Annotated in this window: 10 protein-coding genes and 1 riboswitch; of the genes, 3 read left to right on the top strand and 7 right to left on the bottom strand. The window is 71.8% G+C overall.

Annotated features, from left to right (window positions below; translation table 11 throughout):
- Positions 1-241: 241 nt before the first annotated feature.
- The 5 genes from ACLQ2R_RS39060 to ACLQ2R_RS39040 form a co-directional block, all read right to left on the bottom strand.
- Entirely contained in the window at positions 242-442 is a 201-nt protein-coding gene (locus tag ACLQ2R_RS39060; protein WP_362810957.1) for a cold-shock protein, read from the bottom strand.
- A 404-nt stretch (positions 443-846) separates the two neighbouring features.
- Positions 847-1,122, bottom strand: coding sequence for a MoaD/ThiS family protein (locus tag ACLQ2R_RS39055; protein WP_425966465.1), 276 nt, complete (start codon positions 1,120-1,122; stop codon positions 847-849).
- 22 nt (positions 1,123-1,144) lie between these two features.
- Positions 1,145-2,434: a threonine synthase gene (thrC, locus tag ACLQ2R_RS39050; RefSeq protein WP_425966464.1), complete on the bottom strand. Its 1,290-nt coding sequence runs from the start codon at positions 2,432-2,434 to the stop codon at positions 1,145-1,147.
- Between the two features lie 14 nt (positions 2,435-2,448).
- Positions 2,449-2,589, bottom strand: a riboswitch (SAM riboswitch).
- 236 nt (positions 2,590-2,825) lie between these two features.
- Positions 2,826-4,430 carry a S1 family peptidase gene (locus ACLQ2R_RS39045; protein WP_425966463.1) on the bottom strand — a complete coding sequence of 535 codons (1,605 nt, stop codon included), beginning with the start codon at positions 4,428-4,430 and terminating at the stop codon, positions 2,826-2,828.
- A gap of 224 nt (positions 4,431-4,654) precedes the next feature.
- Positions 4,655-5,212 (bottom strand): RNA polymerase sigma factor, encoded by a 558-nt coding sequence (locus ACLQ2R_RS39040; RefSeq protein ID WP_386246361.1) that lies wholly within the window; start codon positions 5,210-5,212, stop codon positions 4,655-4,657.
- Between the two features lie 238 nt (positions 5,213-5,450).
- Here ACLQ2R_RS39040 and ACLQ2R_RS39035 point away from each other — a divergent pair, with 238 nt between their 5' ends.
- A complete protein-coding gene (locus ACLQ2R_RS39035) occupies positions 5,451-6,875 on the top strand; it encodes an alpha,alpha-trehalose-phosphate synthase (UDP-forming) (RefSeq protein ID WP_425966462.1) in 1,425 nt (474 codons plus the stop codon).
- 87 nt (positions 6,876-6,962) lie between these two features.
- A complete protein-coding gene (locus tag ACLQ2R_RS39030) occupies positions 6,963-8,321 on the top strand; it encodes an MFS transporter (protein ID WP_425966461.1) in 1,359 nt (452 codons plus the stop codon).
- Positions 8,322-8,411: 90 nt separating this feature from the next.
- Here ACLQ2R_RS39030 and otsB read toward each other — a convergent pair whose 3' ends face one another.
- Entirely contained in the window at positions 8,412-9,197 is a 786-nt protein-coding gene (gene otsB / locus ACLQ2R_RS39025; RefSeq protein WP_425966460.1) for a trehalose-phosphatase, read from the bottom strand.
- Positions 9,198-9,340: 143 nt separating this feature from the next.
- Entirely contained in the window at positions 9,341-9,643 is a 303-nt protein-coding gene (locus ACLQ2R_RS39020; protein WP_425966459.1) for a DUF3263 domain-containing protein, read from the bottom strand.
- Positions 9,644-9,757: 114 nt separating this feature from the next.
- Here ACLQ2R_RS39020 and ACLQ2R_RS39015 point away from each other — a divergent pair, with 114 nt between their 5' ends.
- Positions 9,758-10,573, top strand: a complete 816-nt coding sequence (locus ACLQ2R_RS39015) for an SAM hydrolase/SAM-dependent halogenase family protein (protein WP_425966458.1) — start codon at positions 9,758-9,760, stop codon at positions 10,571-10,573.
- The last annotated feature ends 96 nt before the right edge of the window (positions 10,574-10,669 follow it).

Genomic DNA, 10,669 nt, shown 5'->3' with positions numbered 1-10,669 from the left:
GTCTGCACCGGCACCTGGCCCGCGCCGAACTACATCTACCCCGGTGGCGGCGGCAACCCCCCGCCCACTCCCCCCCCCCCCCCGCCCCCCCCCCGCCCCCCCCCCCCCCCCGCCCCCCGGGCCCCCCCCCCCCCCGGCCCCGTCGCGCCGGGGTCGTCGAACGGATCGTGCTCCACGGAGACCCACCGGCTCGCACCGGCTCGCACCGGCGAGATCGGGGGAAGGCCGGGAACGGCCGGGGTCAGACCGCCCGGACGGCCTCGGCCTGCGGGCCCTTCTGTCCCTGGGTGATCTCGAACTCCACCCGCTGGCCCTGCTCCAGTGCCCGATAGCCGTCCATCATGATCGCGGAGTAATGGACGAACACATCCTTACCACCGTCTACCGCGATGAAGCCGTAGCCCTTGTCCGCGTTGAACCATTTGACGGTGCCCTGCGCCACGTTTGACTCCTCTTACTGGTCTTTAGGACGACGCCCATTCCTCTCGCGAAGTCCTCAATCTCCGGACGAACTTCGCCACGTCGATCGCCCTCGACCATACCTGTGAGAAGCGGTCGGACAACAGAGTCAAGCACCAAACTACTCGTTTATCAGAGTTTTCCGTACAGGATCAGCGCATGCCTATCACGATTAGTTAGTTCAATTTTGAAACATCTCTCCGGCCGACGAATATGAGCCCGCGTCATAAAACGCGACACCCGCCCGGCCGGAGCCGGCGGGTGTCGTGGAGAGATCGCACGCCACGGGCCGGGTGCCTCCGCGCCGCGGGCGGGCGCCGGCCGCGGAGACGGCGGCGCCGGCACGCGGGGCCGGGGCAGGGCGGGGCGTCGGGAGGGGGCGGGGGCTCAGCCTCCGGCCACCGCCGGGATGATGGAGATCTGGACGCCCGCGGGGGTGGCCGTGTCGAGGTTGTCCGCGAAACGGACGTCCTCATCCCCAACGTAGACGTTGACAAAACGGCGAATCTTGCCCGTTTCATCAAGAATTCGGGCGCCGATCCCCGGGAAGTCCGCCTCCAGCTTCTGCAGAACATCGCGCAGGGTCTCACCCTCCGCACTCACCTCGGCGGCACCGCCGGTGTACGTCCGAAGAATCGTCGGAATCCGCACAGAAACACTCATAATTCGTAACCTTTCACGGTTTTCAGGCAGTAACCGCACGGAATGCGTCGAGGGAGGGCCGGATGACCGCGGTGGGGCGCGCCTCGGCGGCCACCACGTCCAGGGTCTTGAGGCCGTCCCCGGTGTTGAGCACCACGGTCTCCGCGCCGGGGTCGAGCGCGCCCGAGGCGACCAGCTTGCGGAGCACCCCGACCGTGACGCCACCGGCGGTCTCGGCGAAGATGCCCTCGGTCCTGGCCAGCAACCGGATCGCGTCGACGATCTCGGTGTCGGTCACGTCCTCGACCGCCCCGCCGGTACGGCGGGCGATGTCCAGGACGTAGGGGCCGTCGGCCGGGTTGCCGATCGCCAGCGACTTGGCGATGGTGTCCGGCCTGACCGGGCGGATCACGTCGTGCCCCGCCTTGTAGGCCGCCGAGACCGGCGAGCACCCCTCGGCCTGGGCGGCGAAGATCTTGTAGGGCGTGTCCTCGACGAGCCCGAGGGCGATCAGCTCCTTGAACCCCTTGTCGATCTTCGTGAGCTGGGAGCCGGAGGCCACCGGGACGATGATCTGGTCGGGGATGCGCCAGCCGAGCTGCTCGGCGATCTCGTAGGCCAGGGTCTTGGACCCCTCGGCGTAGTACGGCCGCAGGTTGACGTTGACGAAGCCCCACTTCTCGCCCAGCTCGTCGCCGATGAGCTCGGAGCAGAAGCGGTTCACGTCGTCGTAGGTGCCGTCGATGCCGATGAGCCTGCCCCCGTACACGGAGGCCATGACGATCTTGGCCTCCTCCAGGTTCGAGGGGATGAACACGCAGGAGTCCAGCCCCGCCCTCGCCGCGGCGGCGGCCACGGCGCCGGCCAGGTTGCCGGTCGAGGAGCAGGAGAGGGTGTGGAAGCCGAAGGTGCGGGCCGCCTCCACGGCCATGGCCACCACGCGGTCCTTGAAGGAGTGCGTGGGGTTGCCCGAGTCGTCCTTCACGTGCAGCGAGCGGAGACCCAGCTCGCGGGCGAGGTTGCGGGCGTTCACGAGCTTGGTCCAGCCGGGGGCCATGTTGGGCTTGGAGGCCACGTCCGCCGGGACGGGCAGCAGTGAACGGTAACGCCAGATGTTGGCCGGCCCCTCGGCGATCTGCTCCCGGGTCACACGCCCGAAGTCGTAGGCGATCTCGAGGGGCCCGAAACACTCGACACAGGCGAAGCTGGGGCCGAGGTCGTAGCGGGCACCGCACTCGCGACAGGACAGGGCGACGGCGGGGCCGAAGCTCCCGCCCGCGTCCCGGTGGCCGGGCGAGGTGACGGTGGTGTTCTCAGTGGTTGCGAGCGCCATGAAGCGAGGCCTTTCCCTCATCTTCGTCTGCGACCACCCTGGTCACAGACCGGAATTGGCACCTGTCCCGGCCGACCTCGTCAGATCACGAGTCTTGAACCGGGATGGTTGCCGGGGCTTCGCAGGGCCGGTCCCTCCACCCCTCTGGATGAGCACGTATGCAGTTGTGAACCCGACGAGCGAGTCTCCAGCACTCTACCCCGCCATACCGCGGACACGGCACGCTGTCTCAGGGTACGAGACAAGACGTGTTATCCACCGGACAACGATCCCGGTACCGGCCCGGGCGCGGGGCCCGGCCGCTCCCTCCGGAAGACGGATCCCGAACGGTTCGGGCCGGGGCGGATCCAGCACGGCGGACATCGGAGGGCGGACCCGGGCGATACGCCGGTCAGGGCGCGCCGCGGACCGAGAGGGGGGACGGCGCCCTGAACCCGAAGACGTAGAAGCCGGAACCGGACACGTCCGCCACCCGGTAGCGGTAGAAACCCGGCGTCCCGACGTAGGTGATCTTCTCGTCCGGGCCGGCGCTCCGGGAGGAGGCGACGACCCGCCAGGCCGAGCGGCTCCACTTCTGCAGGTACAGGTCGAAGTCCGTGCCGGCGGGGCCGTCCAGGCACCCGAAGTGGGTCCCCGTGATGGCCGCCCGGTAGTAGACGCTCCTGGGGTGGTAGGCGGACTTCCCCGCGGTCAGCGAGCTGGTGTAGGTGCTGGTGTAACCGGTGCAGGTGCCGGTGCCGGGCGGCTGCGGGTTGCCGGCGGTGCTCTTCAGCTCCAGGCCGTAGGCGGTGAGGATCTCACCGATCGGCTGGAAGTAGGTGGTGCCGCCGGAGGCGCAGTCCCCCGAGCCGCCGGAGGTGACACCCTGGGCCTGGTCGATGGCGATGAACGAGCCACCCGAGTCGCCCGCCTCGGCGCACACGTTGGTGCGGGTCAGCTCCAGGACGGCACCCTGGGGGTAGGTGACGCTGGCGTCGCGCTGCTGGATGAGACCGCAGCGCCACTCGGTGGTGGAACCGGACCGGCAGACCGAGGCGCCCTCGATGGCGACCTGGGCCCCGGCGACGGGGATCGTCCCGCCCTGGCCGTTGTCGACCGTCGCCGTGGCCGTCCAGTTGGCGTTGGTCGCCACCCAGGCGTAGTCGCTGCCCGGGAAGACCGCCGCCTGGACGGTCCCCTGCGCCAGGCGGTTGAAGCCGGTCGTGGCCGCGCCCTTCGTGCCGCAGTGGCCGGCGGTGACGAAGCCCTGCTGGTTCCCCTTGAGGACGGAGAAGCCGACCGAGCAGCGGGCGGCGGTGCCGATGTAGTAGGCGTTGCCGCCGACCAGGTCGTACAGCGGCAGCGGCGCCTCGGTGGAGGGGAGCACGACCACCGCGGTCAGGTCGAGGCCGGAGGACGCGATGATGTTCTCGGTCTGCTCCGGCCGCGGCGCCAGCACGACAACCTTGTTCCGCTTGACGTCGACGTAGCGCACGCTGGAGACCAGCGGCTTGGGCGGCAGCGTGGTGTCGAGTTTCCGCTTGATCTCGGAGAGCTGCTCCAGCGACCGGGGAACGACCTCGGCCTGCCCGCCGGCGGCGACGATCACGGGAATGTCGGCGACGCTGGTACTGGCCACCACCAGGGTGTGCGCGGTCTTGGCCCGCAGCCAGGCACCGCCGAAACGGGTCCCGAGCCTCCTGCTCATCCGCTCCGCGACCGGGATCAGCCGCGCCTCGTTGAGCAGCCGCGCCTCGGCCTCGGCCTGACTCAGGCCCAGGTCGCGCTGGAGGGCCTCCAGCATGCCCGGCGGCGGCTCGACGGCCGCACCGGTCACCGTGCCGGTCATCGTGCCGGGTGCGCCCGATGTCCCGGAGAGCCCCGGTCCTCCCGTCACGAGCGGCCCGGCCACGCCGGGAGCACCCGTCCTGAGGCCGGCGTCCGCGGGGACGGCGGCCAGGGTGAGCGAGGATATCGTCAGGGCACACCCTGCGACGACGACGTGCTTGCGGGACATGTGGGTCTCTCCTCGACCTCGGCTTCCGGAGCAGAGGGGGGAGATCGCCCCGTCCCACCGACCGGCCTGGTGATGCGGGCGCTCGGCCGGGGTGGCGCGGACAAGGTCACCCTAATCCAGTCGCCGCCGGCCAAGGCCGCAGAAGCCGTACGCCACGCGGACGACGGGCCGCGGGCGGCGAGGACGAGGGCAGGAAGGGCCGGGGACGGCCGGACGGGGAAGGGTCAGAAGCCGTAGGCGTCGCCCAGGGCGCCCTGGACGTACTTGCGGGCCTGGTGGATCCGTGACTTGGCGGTGCCCAGCGGGATGCCGAGCTGCTCGGCCACCTCGTTGTAGTCGAGCTGGCAGATGTCGCGCAGCACCAGCGCCTGTGCCAGGTCGGGCTTCTCGGCCTCCAGCGCCTCCATCGCGTCGAGCAGGTCGAGCCGCGATCCGGCGATCACGCTCACCCTGGCGACGTCCGGCTTCTGCAGCGGGAGCTCGTCCGAGCTCTGCTCGGCGGCGCGGCGCTTCAGCGAGCGGTAGGTGGTCCTGGCGCAGTTGGCGGTCACGATGTGCAGCCAGGTGCTGAACCGGGCACGTCCCTCGAAGCGGCCGATGTTGCGGGCCACCGCCAGCAGCGTGTCCTGCGACGCCTCCTCGGCGTCCTGCCGGAAGGGCAGGATGCGGCCGCAGTGCCGGAGCACGGCGGGCTCGATGCGCCTCAGCAGCTCGCCGAGCGCGCGGTGGTCACCGAGGGCCGCCTCCCGGGCCAGTTCCTCGGTCGTCTCGTCCAGCGCCATCACGGGCCCCCATCAGCGGTCACGGTCGCTGGCCATCCTACGGTCGGAGGTGGCGGCGGTTCACCGCCCAAGTCACCGCAAAAGACGTAAAAAAACACGCTCACCAGTCGACCTGCTGACAAGAGCTGACACAATCCGATGAACGCCATTCTTCCGTGTCCCGACGAAGGGGGGGCATCCCGGGGCGGTGCCGGTTAACCTGCAGGACAGGCGAGTCCCTAGCCAGGGAAGAGATGTGATGAACGCGATCCTGGTGGCCTCCAACCGCGGCCCCGTCTCCTTCACCCTCTCCGAGGACGGCTCGCTGTCCATGCGCAGGGGCGGGGGCGGGCTGGTGTCGGGCCTGTCGGCGGTCGCCAGGGACCTCGGCGTGCTGTGGGTCTGCGCGGCGCTCTCCGACGGCGACCGGGGCGCGGTGCGGCTGGCGCCCGGCGGCCGGCTCGACCAGGCCGGCTACGACACCGGGGCGCTGCGGATGCTCGACATCCCCCCGGCGACCTTCCACCGCGCGTACAACGCGGTCGCCAACTCCACCCTCTGGTTCGTCCACCACCTCCTCTACGACACCCCCAACAGGCCGCACTTCGACGCCAGGTTCCGCCGGGAGTGGGAGTCGTACCAGGCCTACAACGAGGCGTTCGCCATGGCGCTGGCCGAGGAGGCCCCGCACGAGGCGCGGGTGATGGTGCAGGACTACCACCTCAGCCTCGTCCCGGCCATGCTCCGGGGGGTGCGGCCCGACCTGCGGGTGGCGCACTTCTCGCACACGCCGTGGGCGCCGCCGGAGTACTTCGCCCTCCTGCCCGACGACGTGGCGGCCGAGCTGCTGGAGGGCATCCTGGGCTCCGACCACGCAGGCTTCCTGACCGCGCGCTGGGGCACCTCGTTCATGGACTGCTGCCGGAGCGTGCTGGGCGCCTCGGTCGATCCCGCGGCCCGTACGGTGACCCACGCGGGCAGGACCACCCGGATCGGCGCGCACAGCCTGGGCGTGGACGGCAAGGCGCTCTGGGCCCGGGCCTGCGAGCCCGACGTGGAGTCGCACATGTCCGCGCTCCGCGCCCAGGTGGGCGACCGCAGGCTGATCGTGCGGATCGACAGGACCGAGCTGTCGAAGAACATCGTCAGGGGCCTGGCCGCCTACCGGGAGTTCCTGGCGGCCCACCCCGAGTGGCACGGCCGGGTCACGCACCTGGCCTTCGCCTACCCCTCCCGCCACGACCTTCCCGAGTACCGCGAGTACACCGCGGCGGTGCAGCGCTGCGCCAAGGAGATCGAGGACGAGTACGCCACCGAGGACTGGGACCCGCTGATCCTCAACGTCGACGACGACTACCCGAGGTCGCTGGCCGCCTACCGGCTGGCCGACGTGCTGCTGGTCAACCCCATCCGGGACGGGATGAACCTGGTCGCCAAGGAGGGGCCGATCCTGTCGCCCGGCAGCGCGCTGGTGCTCTCGCGGGAGGCCGGGGCCGCCGCCGAGCTGGGCGAGCACGCGCTGACGGTCAACCCCTACGACGTCTCGGCCACGGCCGCCGCGCTGCACGAGGGCCTGACCATGCCCGAGGGCGAGCGGACCAGGCGGGGCGGCCTGCTGGCCGCGGCGGCGACCGCGCTGCCCCCGCACCGGTGGTTCGCCGAGCAACTCGACGCCCTGGCCTGACCGCGCCCCCCTCCCCACGCCCGGCCGTATGTCTTTGAGGGCCTGTGAGATAGTTTTCGCGGCCATTTCAGTTTTTTCGATGTTCCGATGCCCGGGGAGACCGAGTTGACCGCGATCGCGCCCGTCCGGCTGGTCCGCGACCGCCCGACCTGGCTGGTCTACCTGCAGCTCGGCGTCTTCGCCACCTACCTGTACGGCCTCAGCGCCGCGCTCCCGCTGCTGCGGATCGACCAGCAGCTCTCCCAGACAGTCGCCGGGCTGCACGGCACCTCGATGGCCGTGGGCGGCATCCTCACCGGTCTCGTCCTGCCCCGGATGACCGCCTCGCTCGGCCGCCGGACCGTCATCTGGATCGGGATGGCCGGGTTGAGCGCCGGGACGCTCCTGGTCGCGGTGGCCCCCACCGCCCTGCCGGCCACCCTCCTCGGCTACGGCATCGCCAGCGGGATGGGCTCGATCGCCATGTACTCGGGCATGGCCGCCCTCGACGACCGCCACGGCCCGGCGGGCCCGGCGGCGATCAGCGAGGCCAACGCGGTCTGCGTGATCGTCGGCATCGGGGTGCCGTTCGCGGTCAGCGTCGCCGCGCAGAGCGCGTTCGGCTGGCGGGTGGCGCTGCTGCTGCCCACCGTGCTGACGGTGCTGCTCGCGCTGTTCATGGGGCGCGTCCGGATCCCCGAGCACCCGCACGCCGTCCCGGTCCCGCCGCTGGAGGCCGTCGCGTCCGGGAACCTCGGCGCTCCCCGGGACGCCGTCGCGTCCGAGGAGGACACCGCGCCCGGCCAGGTGACCTCACCCGCGGAGGGAACCGCACCCGCGGGGAGAACCGTGCCCGCGGGGGAGACCGCGTCCGGGGACGGCGCCCGTTTCGACCGGCGCTTCTACCTGGCCGGGGCCGTGCTGTTCTGCTGTGTCGCCACCGAGTTCTCCTTCAACCTGTGGGCGGCCAAGCTGTTCGCCGACCGTACCGGGCTCTCACCGGCGGTGGCGGCGACCGCGGTCGCCGCGTTCACCGCCGGGATGGCGGTCGGCCGGCTGGCCGGGGGGTGGCTCGCCCTGCGGATCCCGGCGACCCTCCTGTTCGCCGGCGCCCTGCTGGTCGCCGTCGCCGGCTGGGGCCTGTTCTGGCTGAGCACGGAGCCGGTGTTCTCGTACGCGGGCCTGGCCGTGTCCGGACTGGGGGTCGCGCTGCACTTCCCGATGGCGCTCTCCCGGGTGCTGGCCGCCTCCGGCGGGCGGCGGAACCAGGCGACCGCGGTCGCCTCGATCATCGCGAGCGTCGCCGTGGGGATGGGGCCGTTCCTGCTGGGCGCGCTGGCCGACGGGTTCGGCACCCGGACGGCGTTCCTCATGGTGCCCGTGCTGATCGGGGTGGCCCTCGCCGGCCTGCTGATCGGCACCGGCCGGGACACCCTCGGTCTCACCCCGGCATCCCGCACTCGATAGCGTCGGGGATCGAGCCCGGGACACCCTCGGTCTCACCCCGGCATCCCGCACTCGATGGCGTCGGGGATCGAGCCCGGGACACCCTCGGTCTCACCCCGGCGTCCCGCGCTCGATGGCGTCGGAGATCGAGCCGAGGAGCTCCAGGACCCCGGGCGGCCCCTCGACCACCAGGTCGGCCCGCACCTCGATCTCGGGCGACCCGCTGAACACCGTCACCCCCGGCAGCCCCGAGGCGCGCACGGCCGCGAACGCGGGCAGGTCCCCCAGGTCGTCCCCGGCGAACAGCACCGACCGGGCGGCCCGCTCCCGCAGGAACGCGTCGAGCGCCACGCCCTTGTCGATCCCCGGCGGGCGCAGCTCCAGCACGAGCTTGCCGGGTTCCACGGTCAGCCCCGCCCCGGCGGCCAGCGTGGCGACGGGCGCGCGCAGCGCCTCCAGGGTCGCCCACGGGTCGGCGGCCTGCCTGGTGTGCACGGCGACCGAGCGTTCCTTGTCCTCGACGATGACCCCGTCCAGCCCCGCCGCCAGCCGTTCCAGCCCCGCCCTGGCCTCGGCCAGGCCCGGGTGGACGGGCGGCGCGGTCATCTCGCCGGCCTCCCAGCGTTCGAGACCGTAGTGCCCGAGCACCACCAGGCCGGGCACCGCGGCGAGGGAGCCGTACTCGACCGCGATCGCCGCCGGGCGGCCGGTCACGATCACCAGGGATCCGATCAGGCCCCCGAGCCGGGTCAGCACCTCGGTCCCGCCGGGGGCGATCCTCGCCGCGGCGGGGTCGGCGACGATGGGGGAGAGCGTGCCGTCGAAGTCGAGCCCGATCACCGCTCCCGCGGGATCGGCGACGATCGCCTTCAGTCCGTCGATGATGTCCGCCGTCATACCCGCCCCAACCTGTCGAGTGCACCCATGTCCGCCGTCATACCCGTCGGCTTCCTGCCCGTCGGGCTCCTGCCCGTCGTGGTGACGCTCCGTGCCGGAGAGGGCCCGGCCGGAACGTCCGCCCGAGCCGTCGTACCCCACCATCAGGGACGCAAGCCCATCTTCCGGGCGGCGCGTTCCTCGCGGCGGGTCTCGCGGAGGCGGCGCAGGCGTTTGACCAGGATCGGATCCTGGGCGAGCGCCGCCGGAAGGTCGATGATCTCGCTGAGGAGCTGGTAGTAGCGCGTCGCGGACAGGTCGAAGGTCTGACGGATCTCCTGCTCCTTGGCACCGGCGTGGCGCCACCAGCGCCGTTCGAAGGCGAGCAGCTCCCGCTCCCTGTCGGTGAGCGCCCGGGACGGAGGCTCGGCCGCGGCGCCGTCGCCGGGGGTCGGCGCGGGGTCCATTGCGTCCTCCTCGGTCGGGCGGGCGGGGATCGCACCGCATGCGCGACCAGAAGTCAGGATAGTCCGGAATTTCGCGCTGTTCATGACGGATCCGGCGACGTACAGTCACCAGGTGTGACCTCTGTCATCAGCCTTCTCAGCGACTACGGCCTTGAGGACGGCTACATCGCCGCCTGTCACGGCGTGATCGTCGGAATCTCTCCGGAGTCACGGATCATCGACGTGTGCCATCTGGTGCCCTCGGGGGACGTGCGGCGCGGAGCCGCGATCCTGGCCCAGACGATCGCCTACCTCCCCGCAGGCGTGCACGTCGCCGTGGTGGACCCGGGCGTCGGCGGATCGCGCAGGCCCGTGGCGATCGAGGCCGGGGAGCACGTGTTCCTGGGCCCCGACAACGGCCTGCTGTCCTGGGCGGTCAACGCCAGCGGAGGGGCCCGCGCCGCCTACGAGCTCTCCAACGAGGACCTCTTCCTCAGCCCGGTCTCGCCGACCTTCCACGGGCGTGACCTCTTCGCGCCGGTGGCGGCGCACCTGGCGATCGGGCGCCGTCCCGCCGAGCTGGGCCCGGAGATCCCGCTGGGCCGGCTGGTCTCGCTGCCCGCACCCACCTCGACGGTCCAGGAGGGCCATGCCGAGGGGGAGGTGCTCTCGATCGACCGGCACGGCAACGCCCAGCTCTCGATCGGCTCGGGCGACCTGGTGAGCCTCGGCGTCGCCCCGGGCGACACCCTGGCGGTCTGGCTGGGCAGGCGGCGGCTCGCGGTGCCGTTCAGGGAGACGTTCACGGCGGTCCCCCCGGGCGAGGTCGTGGCGTTCGTCGACTCGGCCGGGCTGATCGCGCTGGGCGTCAACGCCGGGGACGCCTCGCAGCGGCTGGGCCTGCCGCCCGGAGCCCGCGTACGGCTCTCCCTGGCATCCCGCCACATGTGACCGAACGCCCGGCGGCGGGCCTCGCCTTCCCCGTCGGCGGCCCCGCCCACCGGCCGGATCACCCCTCCCCCGAGGGGATGCTACCTAGCAAGCGCT

It is taken from the genome of Streptosporangium sp. DT93, from assembly GCF_049844535.1.
In the GTDB taxonomy this organism is placed as follows: Bacteria; Actinomycetota; Actinomycetes; order Streptosporangiales; family Streptosporangiaceae; genus Streptosporangium.
The sequence above is the reverse complement of the archived record's forward strand: the minus strand, read 5'-3'. Positions and strand labels throughout refer to the sequence as shown.

What these genes read in the sequence shown, in the direction of transcription:
- ACLQ2R_RS39035 (WP_425966462.1), top strand. Translation starts at nt 5,451, where the DNA reads ATGAACGCGATCCTGGTGGCCTCCAACCGCGGCCCCGTCTCCTTCACC.
- thrC (WP_425966464.1), bottom strand. Translation starts at nt 2,434, where the DNA reads ATGGCGCTCGCAACCACTGAGAACACCACCGTCACCTCGCCCGGCCAC.
- otsB (WP_425966460.1), bottom strand. Translation starts at nt 9,197, where the DNA reads ATGACGGCGGACATCATCGACGGACTGAAGGCGATCGTCGCCGATCCC.
- ACLQ2R_RS39030 (WP_425966461.1), top strand. Translation starts at nt 6,963, where the DNA reads ATGCCCGGGGAGACCGAGTTGACCGCGATCGCGCCCGTCCGGCTGGTC.
- ACLQ2R_RS39045 (WP_425966463.1), bottom strand. Translation starts at nt 4,430, where the DNA reads ATGTCCCGCAAGCACGTCGTCGTCGCAGGGTGTGCCCTGACGATATCC.
- ACLQ2R_RS39020 (WP_425966459.1), bottom strand. Translation starts at nt 9,643, where the DNA reads ATGGACCCCGCGCCGACCCCCGGCGACGGCGCCGCGGCCGAGCCTCCG.
- ACLQ2R_RS39040 (WP_386246361.1), bottom strand. Translation starts at nt 5,212, where the DNA reads ATGGCGCTGGACGAGACGACCGAGGAACTGGCCCGGGAGGCGGCCCTC.
- ACLQ2R_RS39055 (WP_425966465.1), bottom strand. Translation starts at nt 1,122, where the DNA reads ATGAGTGTTTCTGTGCGGATTCCGACGATTCTTCGGACGTACACCGGC.